Origin of the sequence: Micromonospora sp. RTGN7, assembly GCF_033804645.1 — a bacterium.
Classification (GTDB): Bacteria; Actinomycetota; Actinomycetes; order Mycobacteriales; family Micromonosporaceae; genus Micromonospora.
The window spans coordinates 12,544-34,895 of sequence record NZ_JAPZLF010000022.1; the positions used below are offsets into that span (position 1 = coordinate 12,544).

16 protein-coding genes, 1 tRNA gene and 2 pseudogenes are annotated in these 22,352 nt (G+C 72.0%); 12 read left to right on the plus strand and 7 right to left on the minus strand.

What is annotated here, in order from left to right; genetic code table 11:
* Positions 1–140: 140 nt before the first annotated feature.
* Positions 141–1,415, minus strand: a complete 1,275-nt coding sequence (locus SNR22_RS24840) for a L,D-transpeptidase (RefSeq protein WP_320069069.1) — start codon at positions 1,413–1,415, stop codon at positions 141–143.
* A gap of 187 nt (positions 1,416–1,602) precedes the next feature.
* On the opposite strand from SNR22_RS24840, the gene SNR22_RS24845 reads away from it, so the two are divergent.
* Positions 1,603–1,678 (plus strand) — tRNA-Lys (locus SNR22_RS24845).
* 110 nt (positions 1,679–1,788) lie between these two features.
* Here SNR22_RS24845 and SNR22_RS24850 read toward each other — a convergent pair.
* Entirely contained in the window at positions 1,789–1,932 is a 144-nt protein-coding gene (locus tag SNR22_RS24850) for a hypothetical protein (protein ID WP_320069070.1), read from the minus strand.
* Positions 1,933–2,045: 113 nt separating this feature from the next.
* On the opposite strand from SNR22_RS24850, the gene SNR22_RS24855 reads away from it, so the two are divergent.
* Complete coding sequence (locus SNR22_RS24855; protein WP_320069071.1) at positions 2,046–2,618, plus strand: restriction endonuclease; 573 nt, start codon at positions 2,046–2,048, stop codon at positions 2,616–2,618.
* On the opposite strand, the gene SNR22_RS24860 is transcribed toward SNR22_RS24855, so the two are convergent.
* The gene (locus SNR22_RS24860) at positions 2,595–6,143 is read right to left on the minus strand and encodes a CHAT domain-containing protein (RefSeq protein ID WP_320069072.1); all 3,549 of its coding nucleotides are present in this window, start codon (positions 6,141–6,143) and stop codon (positions 2,595–2,597) included. The genes SNR22_RS24855 and SNR22_RS24860 overlap by 24 nt on opposite strands.
* 196 nt (positions 6,144–6,339) lie before the next feature.
* On the opposite strand from SNR22_RS24860, the pseudogene SNR22_RS24865 reads away from it, so the two are divergent.
* The 4 genes and pseudogenes from SNR22_RS24865 to SNR22_RS24880 form a co-directional block, all read left to right on the plus strand.
* A pseudogene (locus tag SNR22_RS24865) lies at positions 6,340–6,528 on the plus strand (hypothetical protein); the annotation flags it as partial.
* Between the two features lie 297 nt (positions 6,529–6,825).
* The gene (locus SNR22_RS24870) at positions 6,826–7,776 is read left to right on the plus strand and encodes an aminoglycoside phosphotransferase family protein (protein ID WP_320069073.1); all 951 of its coding nucleotides are present in this window, start codon (positions 6,826–6,828) and stop codon (positions 7,774–7,776) included.
* 46 nt (positions 7,777–7,822) lie between these two features.
* The gene (locus SNR22_RS24875; protein ID WP_320069074.1) at positions 7,823–7,987 is read left to right on the plus strand and encodes a hypothetical protein; all 165 of its coding nucleotides are present in this window, start codon (positions 7,823–7,825) and stop codon (positions 7,985–7,987) included.
* 32 nt (positions 7,988–8,019) lie between these two features.
* Positions 8,020–8,229, plus strand: a complete 210-nt coding sequence (locus tag SNR22_RS24880; RefSeq protein ID WP_320069075.1) for a hypothetical protein — start codon at positions 8,020–8,022, stop codon at positions 8,227–8,229.
* Here the strand turns inward: SNR22_RS24880 and SNR22_RS24885 are convergent.
* Positions 8,178–8,762, minus strand: a complete 585-nt coding sequence (locus SNR22_RS24885; RefSeq protein WP_320069076.1) for a MarR family transcriptional regulator — start codon at positions 8,760–8,762, stop codon at positions 8,178–8,180. The genes SNR22_RS24880 and SNR22_RS24885 overlap by 52 nt on opposite strands.
* Positions 8,763–8,895: 133 nt before the next feature.
* Between SNR22_RS24885 and SNR22_RS24890 the strand changes: the two genes are divergently transcribed.
* Positions 8,896–9,936 carry an MsnO8 family LLM class oxidoreductase gene (locus tag SNR22_RS24890; RefSeq protein ID WP_320069077.1) on the plus strand — a complete coding sequence of 347 codons (1,041 nt, stop codon included), beginning with the start codon at positions 8,896–8,898 and terminating at the stop codon, positions 9,934–9,936.
* A gap of 264 nt (positions 9,937–10,200) precedes the next feature.
* On the opposite strand, the pseudogene SNR22_RS24895 reads toward SNR22_RS24890, so the two are convergent.
* Both SNR22_RS24895 and SNR22_RS24900 read right to left on the minus strand, forming a co-directional pair.
* A pseudogene (locus tag SNR22_RS24895) lies at positions 10,201–11,026 on the minus strand (DUF72 domain-containing protein).
* A gap of 132 nt (positions 11,027–11,158) precedes the next feature.
* A complete protein-coding gene (locus tag SNR22_RS24900) occupies positions 11,159–11,287 on the minus strand; it encodes a hypothetical protein (protein ID WP_320069078.1) in 129 nt (42 codons plus the stop codon).
* A gap of 241 nt (positions 11,288–11,528) precedes the next feature.
* Between SNR22_RS24900 and pabB the strand changes: the two genes are divergently transcribed.
* From pabB to eccCb, 3 genes are all read left to right on the plus strand, one after another.
* Positions 11,529–13,688: an aminodeoxychorismate synthase component I gene (gene pabB, locus SNR22_RS24905; RefSeq protein WP_320069079.1), complete on the plus strand. Its 2,160-nt coding sequence runs from the start codon at positions 11,529–11,531 to the stop codon at positions 13,686–13,688.
* Positions 13,689–13,801: 113 nt separating this feature from the next.
* Positions 13,802–14,260 (plus strand): hypothetical protein, encoded by a 459-nt coding sequence (locus SNR22_RS24910; RefSeq protein WP_320069080.1) that lies wholly within the window; start codon positions 13,802–13,804, stop codon positions 14,258–14,260.
* A 3-nt stretch (positions 14,261–14,263) separates the two neighbouring features.
* Positions 14,264–18,655: a type VII secretion protein EccCb gene (gene eccCb / locus SNR22_RS24915; protein WP_320069081.1), complete on the plus strand. Its 4,392-nt coding sequence runs from the start codon at positions 14,264–14,266 to the stop codon at positions 18,653–18,655.
* Positions 18,656–18,872: 217 nt separating this feature from the next.
* Here the strand turns inward: eccCb and SNR22_RS24920 are convergent, their stop codons facing one another.
* Complete coding sequence (locus SNR22_RS24920; RefSeq protein ID WP_320069082.1) at positions 18,873–19,421, minus strand: hypothetical protein; 549 nt, start codon at positions 19,419–19,421, stop codon at positions 18,873–18,875.
* 323 nt (positions 19,422–19,744) lie between these two features.
* Here SNR22_RS24920 and SNR22_RS24925 point away from each other — a divergent pair, with 323 nt between their 5' ends.
* Both SNR22_RS24925 and SNR22_RS24930 read left to right on the plus strand, forming a co-directional pair.
* Positions 19,745–20,863: a hypothetical protein gene (locus SNR22_RS24925; protein WP_320069083.1), complete on the plus strand. Its 1,119-nt coding sequence runs from the start codon at positions 19,745–19,747 to the stop codon at positions 20,861–20,863.
* A 69-nt stretch (positions 20,864–20,932) separates the two neighbouring features.
* Positions 20,933–22,318: a phosphomannomutase/phosphoglucomutase gene (locus tag SNR22_RS24930; protein ID WP_320069084.1), complete on the plus strand. Its 1,386-nt coding sequence runs from the start codon at positions 20,933–20,935 to the stop codon at positions 22,316–22,318.
* Positions 22,319–22,352: the final 34 nt, after the last annotated feature.

Sequence of the window (22,352 nt, forward strand, 5' to 3'; positions counted from 1 at the left end):
TGAAGAGAAACACCCCCACCATCATGTCCGAATGGCGCTAGAATCGCGTTCTTTGCGAGTGTCGTTCGGACATGACATGGAAGGGGGGGGGCCCCCCCCCCCCGGGGCCCCCCCCCCCCCTTCCGCGGTGGTGTGTGTGGTCAGGCCAGAGCCGGGCCGGAGCCCTCCTGCGGCACCGGCAGCGCGCTGCCCTTGACGAACTCGGACCAGCTCAGACTCCAGGCCGTCCAGCCGTTGCCGGGGACGAGTTTGCGCTCGGTGCCCTTGATGGTGATCGGATCACCGACCTTGGTCTGGGAGAAGAGCCACTTCCCCTGCGCCATGGAGACATTGACGCACCCGTGCGAGACGTTACGCCGGCCCTGTACGTGCTCGGACCACGGCGCGGCGTGGATGTACTCGCCACCCCAGGTGAGTCGCTGGGCGAAGTCGATCTCGGTGACGTAGCGGTTGGCCGGGTCCGGGTCGTCCCGGGTGTCGAAGACCGTCGACTCCAACTTCTCCATGACGACCATGGTGCCGCTGGAGGACGGGGTGCTCTTCTTGCCCAGGCTCACCGGGATCGTGCGGATGACCTGGCCGTCCTGGGTGACGGTCATCTTCTTGGTCGCGTTGTCGACCTTCATGACGAAGGAACGGCCGATCTTGGCGGTGGCGCTCCGGTCGACGTTGCCGTACTTGCCGTTGCTGAGCGGAATGCCGGCCAGTGCGATCCGTACCGTGATCGTGGTGCCCGCCTTCCAGTACTCCGGCGCCCGGTAGTAGGCCTGCGTGCCGTTGGAGACCCAGTGCCACGCGCCCGGCTGCGGCGGGTCGGTGCGGACGAACATCCGCTTCTGCACCGCCGCCCGGTCCTTGGCCGGGATGCCCGGGTGGAACTCGGTGACCACCGGCATGCCGACGCCGTACGTCTTGTCGCTGAACAGGTAGAGCCCCGACGTGATCATCGACTTCGGTTTGGCCATCGTGGTGAAGGTGCTGGCGCCCTGCCGGGTCTCGCCACCCTCGCCCGCAGCCGTGACGGTGGCCGTGTAGCGGGTGCCGTACTTCAGGGCGCTGTTCGGCACCCACGACGAGCCGTCGGCACGCCACCGACCCTCGACCTTGTCGCCGTCGGAGGCCGTGAGCGTGACGTCGGTCACTTTGCCGCCCTCGGGGATCTTCGCGGAGATCTCGGTGCTGACCGCTTTGTTCTTCGCCCCGTCCGCGGGGCTGACCTTGAGCGTCGGAGCGGGGCTCCTGGTCGGCTCGGCCGAGGCCGTGCCCGACTCCGCAGCGACGCTGCTGCTGGCGGCGGCGGGGGCTCCACCGACGAACTCCGCCTTCTTCTGGTCGTCCCCGCACCCGGTCAGTGCCAGCGACGCCATCAGGCTCAGGGCACCCATCGTCGCCCCGGCCCGCGCGAACCTGCCCATGCCCACCTCTGTTCTCGTGTGCCTGGCGGACATCGTGCCGCATGTAGGCCCTTCAGTGGCACCCACAGGCACCACTGGCAGGGATTTTGGTGATTTATGTCCGGTAAGCCTGCCTGAAGGGGGGAGTCGAGTATCGGATTGGAGCCCGCCTCAGAGTGCGTGCTAGGGTTTCCCCCGTTGCCAACGAGCGCCGCTAGCTCAACTGGCAGAGCAGCGGACTCTTAATCCGCGGGTTCGGGGTTCGAGTCCCTGGCGGCGCACCAGCAGTAAGGCTCTGACCTGGGTTTCTACCCTGGGTCGGAGCCTTTCTCGTTTCCGTGTCGGTAGTCGGGTGCTCGGTGGGCGCTCGGGAGCCGTTGGACTGGTGCGGCCCTCAGTGGACGGGTGGCGTGGTCCGTGGTGCGGTCTCGTCGGGTCGCTGCCGGGCCAGGGCAAGCGGGTCGCACAGCGTGGCCAGGGCGGGATGTGGCCAGAAGAGCGCCAGGACGCTCATCGCCGCTGAGCGGTTGTTTTCCATGCGGTAGTCGAGGTGCCGGTGTCCGCGGCGAGTCGTCGTAGCCGGCCGTTGCCGAGATCGACGGGTCTCGTCGGGTCCTGACCGGGGTGCGGCGCAACGGGTAGCGTTCGTGTGTGATCGAGGATGACTACGCCGTGGTGCGATTTCCGCCGGCCGAGATCACCCCGGCGCGGTTCGAGGTCTTCGTCGCCGAGGAGCTGCTGCGGTCCGCCGGGCCGGAGGTGGACGACCTCGTGGTCACGCTGCACGACAAGGTCACCGGTCCGGACGGCAGCTACGACCTGGATGCGACCGTCCGGTACCGGTTCGCGGGCCTGGCGTTCCTGGTGGTCGTCGAGGCGAAGCTGCACCGTAATCCGATCAAGCGCGAACTCGTCCAGGTGCTGTACCAGAAGGTGCAGAGCATCGGCGCGCACAAGGGCGTCATGGTGGCCACCGCGCCGTACCAGGCCGGGGCGGTCGCGTTCGCGCGGGCGCATGGGATCGCCCTGGTGACGGTCGTGGAGGGTCGGTTCGTGTTCGTGCGCCGCACGCCGGGGACTGTGGCGACCCCGGCCCTCGTGGCCTATGTCGAGGGCGGCACCGGTACGGGCGGGATGGTGCTGTCGGCTGGGGACGAGGATCATGCGGAGTGCGTTGCGACGTGGGTGCTAGGCCGCTCGTTAGGGGCCGATGTGGATGTGTGACGCCCAGACCGATGGGGTGTCGGGCCAGCGGTCGCGCATGCGCCGGGCGGCGTCGTGCACGGCTGTGGCGATGTCCGCGCCGTCGGCGAGTGCCGCGTAGACGAGTTCGGCGAAGTCCACGGCGTGTCGGTCGCCGACCGGCCAGAGCGTGCCGACGACGTGCCGGAAGCCGGCCAGCTGGAACGCTGACGCCAGGTGGATCACCTCGTCGTGCAGTCGGGCACCGGTCTGGGCGGTGGAGCACGCGGATAGGTACGCCAGTTCGCCGCCGTCGAGCCGCAGCCCGGCCACGTCCACCACGGTGAGCGGCCGGTCGTGGTGGTCGGCGAGGAGGAGCCTGCTGCTCGACGGGTCGTCCAGGTCGGTGTAGCCGTGGCAGGCGAAGTGCGCCCAATGCGCCTCGGCCAGGGCGGCGAGTACAACCTCGCGCGTCGCCGCCGTACCGCTGAGGACGGCGACGCCTCCGGGGCAGTACTCCTCGACGATCTCCGCCTCCGTCTCCGCGCCGAACAGGTCGGCGTTGCCGCCGGGGGTGTGTGGCATCGCCACCACGAGTCCCTGAAGGTTCCGGGGCCGTTCCGCGCCGGTGCGGCGGGCGTGGGCGAGGGCTCGCAGCGTCGGCGTGGTGGACGCTCTCACCCGGTCAGGCAGCGTCCGGTGCGCCGCGCTCGAGGCCGTGTCGTGGTGGCCTGCGGCGTGCAGGGGCAGCAGTGTCAGCAGGCCCGCCGGACACCACCACAGCCGCGGCGGGCGTTGCCCGGCGACCGGTGCCCCGGTGATGCCCAGGTGGTCGAGTACGGGGCCGGCGATGGTGTCCCACAGCCAGCCCAGCGTCCGCGCCAGCTGCTCCTGGCCGCACGCCCGCTGCCGCGCCGCGTTCGCGTCGATGTCGTCCAACGCGTGCAGGTACGCGAGGACCTCGGTCAGCAGGTCGTCCGGCGTGAGCTCGGGCAGCGCGACGGCGGTGAGGCTGCCGGTGGCCGGCAGCACGACCGCATACGAGCCGAACGCCGACACGGTCACAATCACCGCGTGGCCCTCGTCCGGCCGGAGCTGCTCGACCGTTGGCGGACGCAGGAAGGCGCCGAACTCCGGCAGGTCCCGGATGTCCGCCACGAGCCGGTCGAACGCTGCTGCCGCCGTGCGCCGCGCCGCTGTGTCGCCCGCCGGGCCATGCGAGTCGAGCTCCTGGCTCAGCGCCGTGAACCGCTCGGCCGTCTCGGGGTGGCGTTCGGCGAGCGCGGTGAGGTCGGTGCGGCTGTCGAGCGCCTGACTCAGCAGTACGCCGCGTCCCTGCTCGAACAGCTCGACGCCGCGGCCGATCGCACCGGCCCGCACGCACGACGCGACGGCGTCGGCCGCCGTGCCGCCCATGCCGTCGAGCAGGTGTTCCCGGTCGCCGCGGGTGATGTGCCGGGCAACGGTCCGGACCATGAGGTCGACAGCGGCCGTGTACCCCGTCATCGCGTCGGTCCAGCGGCCCGCGGCGGCGGCGAGGCTCGCCTGGAGCGCCGCTGCCGCCGCCCGGAACCGGGTCGGTCCCACCTCCGCGGACGCCGCTTCCCGGGACACGGCGATGGCTTCGTCGAGATCGGCGGGGTTGCCGGTCTGGGTCCAGCGCCGGCGCAGCGCCTGGCCCAGGTTGAGCAGGTACGCGGTGTGGTACGGGTGATCGGCCGGCGTCTCGCCGATCGCGGCCCGCACCGCCCGCACCGCCTCGTCGAGGTCGTCCGGCCGGTGGACGTGCTCGTATCGGCTACTCAGGGCGAGCGACTCGTTCGACAGCGCGGCGGGCCGGCCCGGATGGCCCGGCGGCAGCACCCGCACAGCCGATCGGCTCGCGTCGACCGCCTCGTCCAGGTCGGCGACGTCCGCGCCCACCTCGAACCGCGTCCGCAACGTTACGGCGAGATTCGACAGCCGGATCCCGAGGGCCGGGTGAGCGGCCGGCGTCAGCTGGACGGCCGAGCGGCCGGCGTCGATCGCCTCGTCGAGATCCTCGCGTCGGCGCAGCGAGTCGTAGCTGCTCTGCAGGGCGCCGCAGAGGTTGGCCAGCACGGTCGCTCGCTCGGGACTGGCCGCAGGCGCGGCGAGCGCGGCACGGCGCAGCGCGTCCAGCGATGCGGCCAGGTCGGCCTGACCGCCCGTCTGTCGGAACCGGGCCAGCAGGGCGGCGCCGAGGTTGCCCAGGAACGCTGACCGGTACGGGGTGTGCGGCGGCGCGGTGTCGACGGCAGTCCGCCCCGCCTCGATCGCCTCGTCGAGGTCGGCGGTTCGGCCGGTGCGCTCGGCCAGCGAACACAGGGCGACGCAGAGCGACGAGAGGTGCGCGGCGCGGTTCGGGTCGGCGGCGGGCGTGCCGTCCACGGCCCTGCGGCCGAGCGCGGCGGCCTCCTCGAGGTCATCCAGACCACCGATCGTCCGATGTCGGCGGTTGAGGGCGTTGGCGAGGTGCAACTGGTGCCTGGCAAGCTGCGGGTCCCCGGCCGGGGTCGCCGCCACCGCCGCGCGACCGTGGGCGACGGCGTCCTCGATGTCCTCGCCTTGTCCGAGGTGAACGAACCTACTCAGGAGGAGATCGGCGAGCCGGGACCGGTGGTCGGCCCGCTCGGAGTCGTCGACCACTGCGGTGAGGGCGGCCCGACGGACCTGGATCGCCTCCTCAAGATCTACTCGATTGCCGGCGTGGTCGAACCGGGTTTGCAGCAGATCGCTTAGCTCCGCCGCCGATCCGGTCCGCGCCATTTCGATCATCCGGTCCAGCTCGCTGACCTGGTCGCGGAACCTGGCCCGGGTCCGGAGAGCGAGGTCGAGGTTGGCACGCATTCCGGCGTGCTCCGGATCGTCGGGCCAGCCGGTCACCGCCGCCTGATGCGCCTTGATCGCGGCGTCCAGGTCGGCCTCGCTCGCCAGATACTCGAACCGGGTCAGCAGGGCGTTGCCCAGGTTGCTCAAATAGGTTCCGCGAGCGGCGTCGCCGGGCGCGGTAGCGTCGACGGCCGCCTCGGTGAGGTTGATTGCGAACTCCAGGTCGTCCAGGTCGCCGGCGCGTTCGAACCGGGTCAGCAGCATGCTGCCCAGGTTGGTCAGGCTGCGCGCATACTCGGGGTGGTGGGGCTCGGCCAGCGCGAGGGCGCGGGTCAGCAGGGCGACGGCCTGGTTCAGGGTTTTCTCGTCAGGACTGGACAGCGTCCGCCCATACAGTAGTCGGCCGAGCGACGCCAGCGTCGGGGCCGTATCCGGCTCGGCCGGTGGATGGCGCTCGAACTGCTCGCGGACCACGTCCGGCACGCCGTACCCCCGCAGGTATACAGGCGCGAGCAGCTCCAGTGCCACCGTCATCTCGGGCACCGCATCAGCGTTGGCAGCGGCGATGACCTGGGTCAGCAGCAACAGCCCCGCGGCCTGGGTGACCGGCATATCGTCGAGCGGGTCCGGCACCGAGCAGAGCAGGTCGACCAGCTCGCCGATCGCCTCCGGCGCGAGTACCGGCTCCGGGGCGCTGGTGGTGAGGTGCCGCTGCACGCGGTCACGCAGCTGCGCAAGCCGTTGTTCTCTTAACGTCGAAACCACGTCCCTAGTGCCCGCCCACATCGACCGCAGTACCTTACCGTTGCTTTGGTCTCTCCACACAGAGCGCCCTACGTAGGGCGCGACGGTCTTCCAATGGAATCAAGGTTCCGAGCGATCAGACCTCAGCGTCGGCCACTCCATCCGAAGCCGTCAGCCGGCGGCGGTCCAGTCCCGGCTGTCCGGGGTGGCGGCGCTGCTGGCGACCATGTGCGCCGACGCGTTGATGCGGCTCGGGGATGTGGCCGAGGCTCGACGGTGGTACGGCACGGCGATCCACGCGGCGGATGACAGCGGGCAGGCTCCGCTTAGGGTGCTGGTGCGAGCGCGGGAGCGGATGGCGGCCGGTGACCTCTACGACTTCGACGACCTGGACTGCATCGAGCGGCAGATAGCGGAGTCGAACGCGGCATGGCTCCACTTCTTCCAGCGGACGGGCACGCCGTACCGCACCTTAACTACTACGAAGACCTGGCCGCCGATGTGGCAGGCACCGCCGATGCCGTCCTCCAGTGGTTCGGGTTCGACGCCGTGATGCCCTCGGGTAACCGGCCGCTGCTTCTCGTGCAGCGCGACGAGGACTCGTACCGGATGGCCACACGGTTCCGCGCGGAGCAGCGGCAGAAAGGACAGCACGATGGTCGGTCATGACAGCGTGGACTGGTCGGCACGGTTCAGCGGCCTCGGGTTCGCTCCGGCGGAGATCATCGGACGCGGTATGGAGGGCGAGGTTTACAGCCTCGGCGACGGACTCGTCGGCAAGGTCTGGTTCCGGCGGCAGCGCGCCGAGCTGGAACCCCTGCGCGCCTTCTACACCCACCTGAGCGACCAGCGCCTCTCCTTCCGGACTCCCGAGATGCTCGACATCCACGAGATAGCCGGACACACCGTCACGGTCGAACGGGAACTCAGGGGCATGCCGCTGCGTGACGCCCTGCGGTCCGGGCAGGTGACCGTGGAGCAGGCTCAGCACTGCATGCTCGCCATCCTGGCCGAGCTGCGCGCCACCGCAGCCGGCGTCAGCTGCCGGGCGCTGACGGTCATCGACGAGGACATCCCGGTATGGCAGGGGCACGACACCTGGCACTCCGCCCTGTCCGCCCTGCTCGACCGCCGGGTGGAACGCTACGGCGAACAGCTCGCCACATCCGTTGACGGCTTCGACGAGCTGATGAAACGGATCCGGCTGCTGATCGAACACCTGCCCGCCGCGCCCGGCACCATCGTGCACGGCGACCTCGTCCCGGCCAATGTCCTGGTCACCGCAGACGGCGCCCCCGCCGCGGTGCTCGACTGGGGATTCCTCACCACCGAAGCCGATCCCGCCTTCGAGGCGAGCGTCACCGCCGCCATCTTCGACATGTACGGCAGCGAGCACCGGACGCTCGACGAAGAGCTACTCCGCCGCCTGCACGACCAGGCCGGATATCCGATGACCCGGCTCCTGCTCTATCGCGCGGTCTACGCCGTGCTCACCAGCAACGCCTACGACCCGACGGGCAAGGACGGCCACTACGCGTGGTGCGCGGCGATGCTCCAGCGTGAGGACGTCGTCGCCGCGCTGTACGCCGATCCGACCGACCTGTAGCCGACCGTCCTGTTCGGTCTTTCCTCGGTGAAAGGTTGGACAGCAGATGGTCCCCGGTCCGCCCAAAGCAGTTCTGTTCGACGTCGGCATGACGCTCGTCCGCGCCGACGGCGAGTTCCTCGTGACCGAGCTCTCCGCCGAGGGGATCACCGGGCTCCCGGTCGAGCTGGCAACCGCCGCCATGGTCACGCCCGGTGGGATGGCGACCTGATCGAGGAAGGCACCCGGCTGGTCACCGATGCGATGCTGCGTTCGCCGCTCGGCTCATACCACCTGCAGGCGGCGATCGCCTCCCTCCACGTGCAGCCGGCCCAGGTGGCGGAGACCGACTGGCGGCAGATCAGGTTCCTCTACCGGGTGCTGTGCCGGATCGCACCGAACCCCATGGCCACCCTCAAGCGCTACCTCCGCGCCCGAGCCGACCGGCTTCCGGAGCCGGCGCCCACCTCCTGATCATTGGCCGTCGCGGCTCGCCCGTCTCTCGCGTCCTCGTCGGGTGGGGTGCCCGGTGCGGGCGGCGGCTCACCGGCGGGCCGGGTGGGCTCGCCCGCGAGCCGGTCCGCAACCTGGGAGAGCACCCCGGTGGCGACTGCGAGCCGCGCCGCGTCGATGCCGTCGAGGGCATGCTCGAGGATGTCCCGCCGGGCCGCGTGCACGCTTTCCAGGGCGTGTACGCCTTCGTCGGTGATGCTGATGAGGAAGGCGCGGGCGTCCGTCGGCAGTCGGTTGCGGGTCACCAGACCCGCGGTCTCGAGGCGCTTGAGGCGCGGGGTGACCGAGGAGATGTCGACGCCGTGGCAGGCGGCGATGTCGGAGACCCGCAGGGCCCCCCGCGCGGCGAGGTGTTCCAGCAGCGACCAGGACGCCGGGGGCAGGTCGTAGCCCGAGCGCCGTGCGACGTCGCCGACGGTGGCGCGGTCGGCCAGCAGCCGGAGAACGGTGGCCAGCGCGGACTCCAGCTCGTCGAGGCTCGATTCCCACTGCACGACCCAGACCTTACCGACCTCCGGCGCAGACAACAAGTTTGGACAAACCAAGTATCGCGGTACAGTCGGCTCCACCCGTCTCCCGCCGGCAACGGAGCCAGGGTAAATCGCCGCCTTCCGAGGAGTCCCGTCCATGAAGCTGTCCATCGTCGATCTTGGTACCGTTGCTCCCGGCACCACGCAGACCGAGGCGTTGGCCGACTCTTTGGAGGTCACCCGTCATGCCGAGGCGACCGGTTTCCATCGGGTGTGGTTCGCCGAGCACCACCTGAGCCGCTCAGGGGCTTCCCACCACCCCGAGCTGTTGATCGCCGCAGCCGCCATGCAGACCTCGAGCATCCGATTGGGTTCGGGCGCGGTGCTGATGAACCACTACAGCCCGTTCAAGGTCGCGGAGATGTTCAAGCAGCTCGAGGCGATGGCTCCGGGCCGGGTCGACCTGGGGATGGGGCGCGCGACGGCCGGCCCCGTGATCGACCTGGCGTTGCAGCGCGACCGGGGCAACCCGGCCCAGGCAGATCATCAGCAACAGGTGCTGGAGACGCTCGCCTGGCTGTACGAGGCGTTCCCCGACGGCCATCCGTTCGCGGGCAACCGGCTGATGGACTCGGTGCCCGAGGTTCCGCAGACGTGGCTGCTCGGATCGAGTCCGAGCGGGTCGGACCTCGCCGCCGGACTCGGCATCGGCTACACGTTCGCCGGGTTCATCAATCCCCGCTCCGCCGGGGCCGCCCTGCGGCACTACCGCGAGACGTTCCGTCCACAGGGGTTCGGGCTGGAGTCGCCACGGGGGATCCTCGCGGTGAACGTCACCGTCGGCGAGACCAGGGCCGACGGTGAGCACCTGGTGAACTCGGCCAAGGGCTTCTACGCCCGGCTGGGTCGTACGGGCGGCAACGCCCTGATCCCGTCGGCCGACGAAGGAGCGCGCGAGCTCACCACGTCGCAGCAGGCCGAGCCCGTCACGATCGCGGGCGGGCAGTGGCCCCGGTTCGTGGCCGGCGGTCCCGCGGACGTGCGTGACACCCTGGAGCAGATGGTGCTGGAGAGCGGCGCGGACGAGTTGATGATTCAGAACCTGATCGCCGATCCCGCCGACCGGCGGCGCTCCCACGAGCTCCTCGCCAACGCGTTCGGCCTCACCCCTCGCCGGCCCTCGCCCACGGCCACGTGACAACCTTCGTGACAAGGACCCATGGCGGTCGACCTTGCCGTTCGGGGTCGCCGGGATCTCGTCGCGCACGGCAGTGGTCCTCGTAACGACGCCTCGGAGCGGGTCATGCGCAAGCTCGGCATGCGTCTGGATCGCGAGACGGCGGACCCGGCGAGCGGACGCCCGCTGCGGGTCTACGCCATCGACCGGCCGCCGGCTGCCGGCGGGACCGGGCCGGGACGATGTGCCTTCGCCGCCCTGGTGTGGCCCGGGCGACGACAACGGTCAGAACAGGGTCAGGGGCTCGGCCGGCATCGGGTCGGGCAGCGCCTCCAGTTCGGGTAGGCGCGCCCGTACGTCGTCGTGGAGGCGGCGGGCGAGCACGGGCGCGTCGGCGTTGTCCGGGGTGTGCACGAAGATCGTCGGCGAACGGCCCTCGCGCAGCCACTCGACGGTGACGTCGATCCACCGCTGCCAGCCCTCGATGGTCCGCGTGGGGTCGTCGCGGCCGAGATATCGGACGATCGGCCGGTCCGTCAGCGCGCGACCGGAACGGCATGCGCGGCTTCCTGGTCCACGCCTCCCGTTCCGCGTCGCTGGTCGGAGGAGCTCGGAAGAACGCGGTGGTGTCGAACGGGATCCACTCGGCACCCGCGGCGGCGAGGGTCTCCTCCAGGAGCACCGCCGAGCGAGGCTCGTCGAAGAACGCGGGGTGCCGGACCTCCACGGCGTATCGGTGCGAGCGGGGGAGCTGGCGCAGGAAACTGGCGAGCACGGCGACGTCGGAGGGGGCGAATGACCCCGGCAACTGGATCCAGAGGGCGTGGGCCCGGGGGCCGAGTGGCTCGATCGCGTCCAGGAAGACCCGAATCGCGGCGTCGGCGTCGGTGAGGCGCCGTTCGTGCGTGATGAGCTTCGGCAGCTTGAGCACGAAGCGGAAGTCGGGGTCGGTCTGCCGCGCCCACGAGGCCACGGTGTCCCTGGTCGGGGTCGCGTAGAAGGTCGTGTTCCCCTCGACGGCATCGCACCAACCGGCGTAGTGCCGCAGGCGCTCGTCGGACGGAAGCGGGTGCGCCAGCAGGCGCCCCTGCCATGCCCGGTGGGTCCACATCGCACAGCCCACGTGAAGACGCATCATCCCGACCCTCCCGCCCCAGGGAACCGTGCCCGGCCCTGGGTTCATCCTCACATTGGCCGGCGTGGCGGCCTCGGTTGCCGTCGCGGCCGAACCTGACCGGCAGGACTACGACGCCCGCAGCGCCGAGTAGGCCAACTCCTCGCCGTAGGCGCGCAGCAACTCCGGCAGTACGTAGCAGTCGGGGTGATCCTCGATCAGATGCAACCGCGCCAGCTCGCTCAGGAGTGCGTACACCCTGGTCGGAGTGTCCAGGGCGGCAGCGGCAGCGTCGTGGTGAAATGGTTCTTCGGGTGGCCGGCCATCACGTTGGTGATCGGGTACGCCTACGGCTCCGACATCGTCTCGGCGTACCTGGGGGTGATGTCCGGCGAGCGCTGGACGTGGCCGGCGGGGGAGGAGACATCATCGCCGGGACCCCTCCGATCGAGGAGATGATCACCGGGGCGCGGAACCGCTGGGAAAGGTAGGGGGCCTCATGCGTACCCTGCTGGTCGACAACCACGACTCGTTCACCTACAACCTGTTCCAACTCCTGGGCGAAGTGAACGGTCAGCCGCCGGTGGTCGTGCCCAACAATGCCGACTTCGCCAGCGTCGACTTCGCCGACTTCGACAGCGTGGTCGTCTCACCCGGCCCGGGCCGGCCCGAACGGGAGCGTGACTTCGGCCTCAGCGCCCGGGTCATCGTCGAGAGCGGCCTTCCGGTCCTCGGCGTCTGCCTCGGCCACCAGGGCATCTGCCACCTGTACGGCGGCGTGGTCGGTTTGGCCCCCGAGCCCCGGCACGGCCGGATCTCCGCGATCCACCACCGGGGCGTCGACCTCTTCGCCGGAGTGCCGTCGCCGTTCGACGTGGTGCGGTACCACTCCCTCGTGGTCACCGAACTGCCCGACGACCTGGTCGATACCGCGTGGACGGCCGACGGCCTCCTGATGGCGGTGCGGCACCGCACCCGGCCGGTGTGGGGGGTGCAGTTCCATCCCGAGTCCGTCAGCACCGAGCACGGACGGGCGCTGCTGGCGAACTTCCGTGATCTGGCGCTGGCCCACCGGGCCCGGCCGGTCGCCGGGCGGAACCCGGTGGTGCCACGCCCACGGCGGGACGCGGAGCCGCCGTCGACGGTGCCTGGCGCTGCGGCGCCCGCCGGTACGGCGTACGAGCTGCTCGTGCGGGAGTTGCCGTTCGTCCCCGACCCGGTGGCGGCCTACCGGGACCTGTTCGCGGCGGGGCCGCACGGGTTCTGGCTGGACAGCGGGCAGGTCGTCGAGGGGCTGTCCCGCTTCTCCTACCTGGGCAACGGCGCCGGTCCGCTCGCCGAGTACCTCACCTACCGGGTCGACGGCGAGGAGTTGACCCGCTCGCGCGGTGGGACGGCGCACCGCGAGCGCGGTGGATTCTTCGACCACCTGGAGGGCCAACTGCGTGCCCGGGCGGTCCCGCCGCATCCGGGCCTGCCGTTCGACTTCAACCTCGGCTACGTGGGCTACCTCGGGTACGAGCTGAAAGCGGAGACCGGCGGGGACCAGGCGCACACGGCCGATACGCCGGACGCCGCCCTGCTCTTCGTCGACCGGATGCTGGCGCTGGACCACCGCACGGGCCGGTCCTACCTGCTCAGCCTGGCCCGGCCGGGCGACACCGGGCCGGCGCAGGCGTGGCTGGCCGACAGCGCCGCCCGGCTGGCCACCCTCCCGGAGCAGCTCACGCCGGGCGATTCGACGCCGGTTCGGGGTGCCACGTTCGCCGATGCCGAGGCCGGGCTCGGGCTCGGGTTGCGGCACAGCCGGCACGGGTACCTGGAGCGCATCGCCGCCTGCCTCGAGGAGATCCGCCAAGGCGAGTCGTACGAGATCTGCCTGACCAACATGGTGGCGGTGTCGACGACGGTCGACCCGCTGGAGACGTACCTGCACCTGCGCCGGATCAGTCCGGTGCCCTACGGAGCGCTGTTGGACTTCCCGGGTCTGGCGGTGCTCAGCGCCTCGCCGGAGCGGTTTCTGTCGATCGGCGTCGACCGGGTGGTCGAATCCAGGCCGATCAAGGGCACCCGGCGGCGGGGCGGGACCCCGGCCGAGGACGAACGACTGCGGCGGGAGCTGCTCGGGCAGGAGAAGGACCGGGCCGAGAACCTCATGATCGTGGATCTGGTCCGCAACGACCTGAACCGGGTCTGTGTGATCGGCTCGGTGTGCGTCCCGCGCCTGTTCCACGTCGAGACGTACCCGTCGGCACACCAGCTCGTGTCCACCGTCCGGGGTCGGCTCCGCCCAGGCGAGACGGCCGTGAGCTGCGTACGGGCCGCCTTTCCCGGTGGCTCGATGACCGGCGCGCCCAAGGTCCGCACGATGGAGATCATCGACCGGCTGGAGGGGGGCCCGCGCGGGGTCTACTCCGGTTCACTGGGCTGGTTCTCGCTCAGTGGCGCGGCCGATCTGAGCATCGTCATCCGTACGCTGGTCGGCACTCCGGACGGGGTGTCGTTCGGGGTGGGCGGGGCGATCGTGTCGCTCTCCGACCCGGCCGAGGAGTTCGAGGAGACGGCCGTGAAGTCGCGGGCCATGGTCAACGCCCTGGTGGCGGTGGCCGGGGAACCCGCACTGGAGGAACAGGTGGGCGCGGCGGAGAACCGGTCGTGATCGGCGTCCGTACCGCGATGCCGCGCCCGGTGGCCGGTGGCGCGGGACCCGGCCGGTGGCGCGGGTGGTGTTGAATTGTGGCGAGGAGTCACTCGTCGTCCCGGGAGGCCCGTGTGTCCGAGTTTTCGCTGCTCGTGGAGCCCGCGACGGCGGTCGCCGCCGAACGGGTCGACCAACTCGCCGCCGGGCTCGCCGACGACCTGCGGGCCGTCCGGGGGCTCCGGGTGGCGTACGCCCAGTCGCCGACGACCGCCCACGGCAAGTCGCAGCAGGCCTGGGAGCTGGGGATGTTGGTGGTCGGCGGTTTTTTCTCGGCCGCCACCATGCGGACGATCGTGGTGGTGGCGGTGGCCTACGCCGACCGGATCAAGGCGCGTTCCATCCGGCTGCGCCGGGGCGACCGCGAGCTGGTTATCACTGGAACGACGAAGATCGATGAGGCGCTCGTCACCCAGCTCGCCGCACTGCTGGCCGACCCCGCCCCGGCTGTCGGCACCGGCCCGGCCGTCGGCGAGGCCGATCGGGGGGCGCTCCCGGCGAAGCCGAGCGGCGGTGCCACCGCCGGGAGCTGACCAGTGGGACAGCGACGCGCCCTGCTGATCGCCAACGACCGGTACATCGACGAGTCGCTGAGCGACCTCTACGCGCCCCGGGAGGAGGCGCGTGACCTGCTCAGCCTGCTTGCCGACGCGGATATCGGTGCCTTCGACCAGACGGTGCTGCTGGAGAACGAGTCGAAGAGCGCGATCGAGCGGGCCATGGAGTCGATGCTGCGCGCGGCCGGCCCGGAGGACCTGGTCCTGCTCTACTTCTCCGGTCACGGCGTGCGCAGCAGTAAACGCGGCCGGCTGCACCTCGCCGTCGCGAACACGGAGGTGGACCACCTCTCCTCGACGGCGGTCTCGGCGTCGTTCGTCCGCGAACTGCTCGACGAGTCGGACGCGGCCAGCTCGGTGATCCTGCTCGACTGCTGCTACAGCGGGGCGTTCGAGGGGCAGGGCCTGAAGACCACCGACGACCTCGCCCTCGACGGCGAGCTGAAGACCGGCTATGGCCGGTACGTCGTCACCGCCACCAACTCGGTGGAGCGGGCGGACGACGGCAGACCGGCATCACCGACCGCGCCCCGGCTCCGCTCGGCCTTCACCGAAACGATCATTCAGGGCCTCAGCACGGGTGCCGCGGACCTCACCGGCCAGGGCCGGATCACCCCCGACGACCTGTGGCGATACGTGCGGATGGAGCTGCCGAGGCGGGCCCCGTCCCAGTCGCCGTGCCAGTTCGGGCAGGTCAGCGACGAGATCCACATCGCCCTGTCCCGAGAGGGGCACCACCGCCAGCGGCAGCGCCGGGACCACCGTGACCTGCGCCTCGGCGATCTGCTCGGGCCGCTGGAGCCGACCGACGACGTGAAGCTGTGCGCCGTCGACTGGCGGCGGCGCGGGCTGCTCCGGGTGCCGGTCGGCCAGGCCCACCGGATCGACCAGCCGGCGGGCGAGCCGCTCTGGCTCGACCTCGCCTCCTCCGAGGGGCACCTGCTGGTGATCGGGCGGGCCGGCACCGGCAAGACCACCCTGCTGCGCACCATCGTCGGAGGGCTGGCGCTCACCCACTCCGACCAGGAGGTGACGTTCGACTGCCTGGAATCCGGCGGGAACTGGCTCGGGCCGATGCGCCGGCTGCCGCACGTGCGCGCGGTCGTCGGCGACGACGAGGTCGACGAGGTCGGCCGGCTGCTGGACCGGTTGGAGCAGGACGTCCTCGCCCGCAAGCAACTCTTCCGCCGGCACGAGCTGGAGTCGCCGACGAGCCTGCGGGCCCGGCGGGGCACCCTGGACGGCGGGCCGTACCCGGACGTGTTCCTCCTGGTCGACCGCTGGCAGGACTTCGCCGCCCTGCTGCCCGACTTCACCGCCCGGGTGGTCGAACTGGCCAACAAGGGCCTGGGGTACGGCATCCACGTGGCCGTGGTGGAGCGGAGCTGGCGGGCGATCCCGGAGGAACTGCTGGAGCTGCCGCAGGCCCGGGTCGAGACCCGGCTGTCCCAGCCGCAGGAGTCCCTGGTCAACCCGGACCTCGCGGCACGTCTCCCGGCGAACCTGCCGGGCTGGGCGATCCACGGCCGGCGCACCTTCCGCATCGCGCTGCCCGACCTGGCGGTGAGCGACGCCGACCCCGAGCCCGATCCCGCCGCCGGCGGCCCGGACGGGGCGGGGCTCATGGTCTCGCTGATCGCGCAGGCGTGGTCGGGCGCGGAGGAGCCCGTCGAGGTCGATGCCCGGCGGGTCCCGTTCCAGGGGCGGCAGGACGAGGCGCTGACTGTGCTGGGCCTGGCGGACCTCGACGGGCTGCGCGACTTCACCGGCCACGACGAGCCCCTCGGCCCGGGCTTCCTGCGGGTGCCGATCGGCGTGGACACCGACGGCGAGCCGGTGCTGCTGGATCTCAAGGAGTCCGCCCGGGATGGCGTGGGCCCACACGGCCTGCTGGTCGGCGCGACCGGCTCCGGCAAGAGCGAACTGCTCCGCACCATCGTGCTCGGGCTGGCGGCCCGGCACTCCCCGAGCCGGTTCAACGTCGTGATGATCGACTTCAAGGGCTCGTCGGTCTTCGCCCCGCTGGGCGACCTGCCGCATGTCAGTGGGCACGTCAGCAGCCTCGCCGAGGACCTCACCCTGCTCGACCGCCTGCGGGACGCACTCGCCGGCGAGCTGGCCCGCCGGCAGGAGCTGTTGCGGCTGGCCGGCGGGCTGTCCAACTGGTGGGCGTACGAGCAGGCCAGGGCGGCCGGCGGTACACCGACCGAGCTGCCGGCGCTGCCGACGCTCTTGGTCGTCTGCGACGAGTTCACCGACCTGTTCACCGTCCGGCCCGCGCTCGCGGAGCTCTTCGCCCGGATCGGCCGGAGCGGCCGGGCGCTGGGGGTGCACCTGCTGCTGTCGACCAGCCGGGTGGAGGAGGACCGGCTGCGAGGGCTGGACCGGAACCTGTCGTACCGGATCGTCCTGCGTACCTTCTCGGGGCTGGAGAGTCGGATGCTCATCGGCGTCCCCGACGCGTACGAGCTGCCGGGCCCGCCGGGGCACGGCTACCTGCGTACCGGTCCCGGTGACCCGGTTCGCTTCCGGGCGGCGTACGTCTCGGGGCCGCTTGGCCTGCGCGCCGGCGACGCCGATCCGCCGCCCGAGCTGACCGGGCGGAGCCCGCTGGAGATCGTGGTGGACCGGCTGCGCGACGGCCGACCCCGGGCGCGTCAGGTCTGGCTCCCGCCGCTGGACGAGCCGCCCAGCCTGGACGAGCTGCTGGCGCCGCCCGAGGCGGTGGCGCCGCCGGGCGACGAGGCCCCGGCCCAACCGGTGTACGCCCGGGCGGGGCTGCTGTCCGTTCCGATCGGCGTGGTCGACCGGCCGTACGAGCAGCGCCGCGACCCGCTGTTGGTGGAGCTCGCCGGAGCGGGCGGCAACGTCGGCGTGGTCGGCGCCTCGCTCGCAGGCAAGAGCACTCTGGTGGCCACGTTGATCGCCGCCCTGGCGCTCACCCACACCCCGCGCGAGGTGCAGTTCTACTGCCTCGACTTCGGCGGCGGAACGCTGGGCGCGTTGGCCGGGTTGCCGCACGTGTCGGGGGTGGCCGGCCGGCGGGACACCGAGGCGGTGCGCCGGACCGTCGCCGAGGTGACGCGGGTCCTGGCGCAGCGGGCGGACCGGTTCGCCGCGTTCGGGATCGCGTCGATGGAGGGTTACCGGCGGCTGCGCGCGGCCGGCGAATACTCCGACGACCCCTCCGACGACGTATTCCTGGTGGTGGACGGCTGGCACACGCTGCTGCGGGAGCACGAGGAGTTGGAGGAGGCGGTCAGCGACATCGCCCATCGGGGGTCGGCCCACGGCGTGCGCCTGGTGCTCACCGCCGGCCGCTGGGTCGACATCCGGCCCGGCCTGCGGGCCCAGCTCGGCACCCGGCTGGAGCTGCGGCTGACCGACCCGAACGAGTCGGAGATCGACCGCGGGAGCGCGACGAACGTCCCCGAGCGGTCGCCCGGGCGTGGCCTGACGTCCGACCAGGCGCACTTCCGGTCCGCGTTACCCCGCGTCGACGGCCGGCACGAGGCGACGGACCTGGCCGAGGCGTCGGCCGCGCTGGCGGAGCGGGTGGCCGCCGCGTGGCCGGGGGCTCCGGCGCCCCCGGTCCGCCTGCTGCCGTTGCGGCTGACGGTCACGGAGCTGGACCGGGCGTGGCCGCCGGGCGGGTCCGGGCTGCCGATCGGGCTGGACGAGTCGGCCCTCGATCCGGTCGCCCTGGATCCGGCGGCCGAACCGCACCTGGTCGTCTTCGGCGACGCGGAGTGCGGCAAGACCAACCTGCTGCGTCTCTTCGCCCGGCAGATCGTGGCCGGGTACTCGCCGGAGGAGGCCCGCCTGGTGATCGCCGACTACCGGCGAGGCCTGCTCGGCGCCGTGGAGAGCGGGCACCTGCTCGACTATGCGCCCTCCGAGTCGTACCTCGCGCAGACGGTCGCGGAGGTCCGCACCGCGCTGCGCAACCGCCTCCCCGGGCCGGACGTCACCCCCGAGCAACTGCGGGAGCGGAGTTGGTGGAAGGGGCCGGAGGTGTACGTGCTCGTCGACGACTACGACCTGGTGGCGGCGGGCGGTAACAACCCGCTGGGCGCCCTGCGGGAGCTGCTGCCCCAGGCCCGCGACGTGGGCCTGCACCTGGTGCTGGCGCGGCGCTCGGGCGGAGCGGGCCGGGCGCTCTACGAGCCGGTGCTGCAGATGCTGCGCGACATGGGCGCGACCGGTCTGCTGATGTCCGGTGACCGCGAGGAGGGGCCGCTCTGGGGCGGGCGGCGGCTGCGTCCCATGCCGCCGGGGCGGGGGGTGCTGGTCCGTCGCCGGCACGGGGCACAGCTGGTCCAGACGGCACTGGTGGAGGCGGAGGGAGGTAAGCCGTCAACCAAGGGTTGACGTATGACGAATCCCGTGCCACTCCCCGACACCATCCGGCTGGAGGACGGCGCCGGTGTGCTCACCGGGCTCGGCGTGCAGAAGGCCGCCACGGAGGCCACCGTCACCGAGGCTCTCGCCCCCTCCGGGGCCGGGCAGGGGCCCCTGCCCGGCGACACGCGCCGCGGGGGAGGGGCCCCTTCGCGTCACCGCCCGGGCGACCACCGGACGGGGCGGGTCAGGAGGCGGCGAGCGGGGAGGCCGCGGCGGGCGCGGCGGCGGGGAAGCCGTAGCGGGCCGCGTGCTCGGGGTCGGCCGGGTCGATCTGCCGGATGCCGGCGTCGGCGAGCCGCGTGTTGACCTCGTCGAGTTGCTCGCGGACCAGCCGGGCCTCCTCCTCGGTGACCCGGCCCCGGTGCGGCCTGCCGGCGTGCTCGACGGTGCCGTAGTCCAGCTTCTCGACCCCCTTGCGGGCCTTCGGCGGGCGGACCCGTTCAGCGGTCCTCAACAGCTGGGCCATCGGGACGTCGGTGGCCATCGCGTCGAACTCGCTGGCGGTCAGCACCACCCGGCGGGGCTCGCCGCCGCCGTGTCGGTCGTGGATCTCCACCACCGCGACGTCCAGCGAGGCGTCGTCGATGCTCTCCACCTCGGCCGTGGTGGCGTCCAGTTGCACGGGCCCGGCGACCAGGTCGGGGTGCTCCAGCACCACGACGCGGACCACCTCGTCGTCCGGCCGCAGTACGGTGCCGCTGAAGTCGGAGACGTGGATCGTCTTCTTGCCCATGCGCGGAGCTTCTCCTGTCGATGACCGGGATCTCGGACCAGAAGAAATTACCCGACAGGTGTGCGAAAGCCCCGGCTGGACCGCTCGGGTGTGTCGCCGCAGGCCGCTGCCGGAGACCACCCGGACCGCCGACCGACTCTGCCGCGAGGCGCTGGCCGCCGCCCGCTGACGGCGCCGCGCCGGCCTGCGCCCGTCCCGCCGGGCGGCCAGGGCCGCCGTCTCGGGTAATGCGCCCCACATGCCGAGCGTCGGCCGACCCCCCGACTCTCCCACCCGGTAGTAACCTGACCCGGACCCACCCGGGGACGAACGGCGAGGTGATCATGGCAGTACGTCGGCAGGCGACGCGGTTCGCTGCGGTCTGCGTGATGCTGGGCGGCCTGACGGCTGTCGGGGCGACGCCGGCCCTGGCCGACGGCGACTCGGTGCGGGTGCGCTCCACCGGTAGCTTCCAGCCGGGTGGCTCGCCGGGTGCGGTCAACGTCGAGGTGCGCAAGCGCACTGACGGCTGCGTGCTCGTCCGCACCGGCTTGGGGCTGCGGCTCGACGGCCTCGCCGCGGGCCAGGTCTCCGTCGAGGTCGGCAAGGCCGGCCGGTGGTGGCCGGTGTCCGTCTCCGGTGGCGGGGGTGGGGTGAGCGCCAACCTGGTCGCCCCGACGAACCCGACCCTGTGCAAGGGCAAGAGCGTCACGGTGCGCTACCGGGTGCTGTTCCGCCCCGGCACCCCCGGCGGTCGGCTGGAGGTGGCCGGCGAGGCGACCAGCGTGCGGGGCCGGGCCATCGGCCGGGACACCGTCGCCGCCCGGGTGGTGGGGGAGAAGAAGAGCCCGACCCCGTCTCCCACCCCGACGCGTAAGCCGTCCCCGAGCCCGAGCCCGACCGTCGCGCCGACCGAGGCGGCGCCGGCCGACGGCTCGGCCCTGCCCGCGGTCGTCGCCCAGGCCAGCACGGGCACCACGCTCGCCGCCGAGGAGAGTTCCGGCGGATTGTCGGTGTTCATGCTCTTCGGCGTCGCCTTGGTCGTGGTGGGCGTCGGCCTGATCGTGCTGCTGGTGCGCCGTTCCCGGGCGGACAAGGAACCGGCCGACGACCCGCGGGCGTATCCGGGTGTGCCACTGCCGCGTAATCCGGGCCCCACCATGTACCGCTCGGGTGGTGCGGCGGCGGGCCCGCCCGCCGGCGGGACGTACGGCCGGCCTGCCGCGCCCGGGTCCGGGTCGGTGTACGGCTCCCGCCCCGGTGGCCCGGACGCCCCACCGGCCGGCGGCGGGGTCTACGGGGGCGGCACGACGTACCCGGCCGACGGCGGTCCGCCCCGGCAACCCGGTCCGCGCCCGGCGCCCGGCCCGGGCGCAACGCCGGGGCAGGGCGGACCGGGCGAGCCGCCCGCGCCCGCTGGTGGGGGCGACGCCACGACCATCATGCCCCGCCTGCCCGGCTGAGGCGGGGGAGGACGGGGCGCTCAGATACGCTCAGGTGCGTTGACGACCTGTGGCCAAGGAGCGAGACCCGTGTCTGATCTGTCCCGCATCGTGAAGGCGTACGACGTCCGGGGGACGGTGCCCGACGAATGGGACGAGCGGGTGGCCGAGGCCCTCGGCGTCGCATTCGGCCAGGTGCTGCATGCTCGCGAGGAGCCCGGTGACGCGGTGCTGATCGGGCACGACATGCGGGCTAGTGGGCCGGGTCTGGCCGAGGCGTTCGCCGCCGGGGTCCGGGCCGAGGGGCGGTCGGTGATCGAGCTGGGGCTCGCCTCCACCGACATGGTCTACTACGCCTGCGGCATCCTCGGGCTGCCCGGGGCGATGTTCACCGCGAGCCACAACCCGGCGAAATACAACGGCATCAAGCTGTGCCGCGCGGGCGCCCGTCCCATCGGTCAGGACAGCGGCCTGGCCGAGATCCGGGACCGGGCGCAGGCGCTGCTCGACTCCGGCGTCCGGCGCCCGGCCGGCGCGCCGACCCGGCCGACCGAGCGGCGCGATCTGCGCCCGGAGTACGCCGCCCACCTGCGCGGGCTGGTCGACCTCTCCGGCATCCGCCCGCTGAAGGTGGTGGTCGACGCCGGCAACGGGATGGGCGGTTGGACGGTGCCGAGCGTGCTCGGTGACGCCGTGCTGCCGGCGCTGCCGCTGGAGATCGTGCCGCTCTACTTCGAGTTGGACGGCACCTTCCCCAATCACGAGGCCAATCCGTTGGACCCGGCGAACCTGGTCGACCTGCAGCGGGCGGTCCGCGAGCACGGTGCCGACCTGGGGCTGGCCTTCGACGGCGACGCCGACCGCTGCTTCGTCGTCGACGAGCGCGGCGAGGCGGTCTCCCCGTCGGCGGTGACCGCGCTGGTGGCGGTCCGTGAGCTGGCCAAGCATCCCGGAGCCACGGTCATCCACAACCCGATCACCTCCCGTGCCGTGCCGGAGATCATCGCCGAGCACGGCGGCAAGCCGGTGGTGGCCCGGGTGGGGCACTCCTTCATCAAGGCCGAGATGGCCCGGACCAACGCCGTCTTCGGCGGCGAGCACTCCGCCCATTACTACTTCCGGGACTTCTGGTTCGCCGACACCGGCATGCTGGCGGCGATGCACACCCTGGCGGCGCTCGGTGAGCAGAAGCTGCCCCTCTCCGAGTTGGCCCGGGAGTACGAGCGCTACGTCGCGTCCGGCGAGATCAACTCCACGGTGGCCGACCAGGCGGCGAAGGTGGCCGAGGTGCGGGCCGCGTACCCGGAGGCGACGGTCGAGGAGCTGGACGGGCTGACCCTGGGCTTTCCCGACGGCGCCTGGTTCAACCTGCGCGCCAGCAACACCGAGCCGCTGCTGCGGCTGAACGTCGAGGCACCGACCGAGGAGCGGATGATCATGCTCCGTGACGAGGTGCTGGACCGGGTTCGCCGATAAGATCGCCTGCGCCGGTCGGCACCGCCGGCCGTCA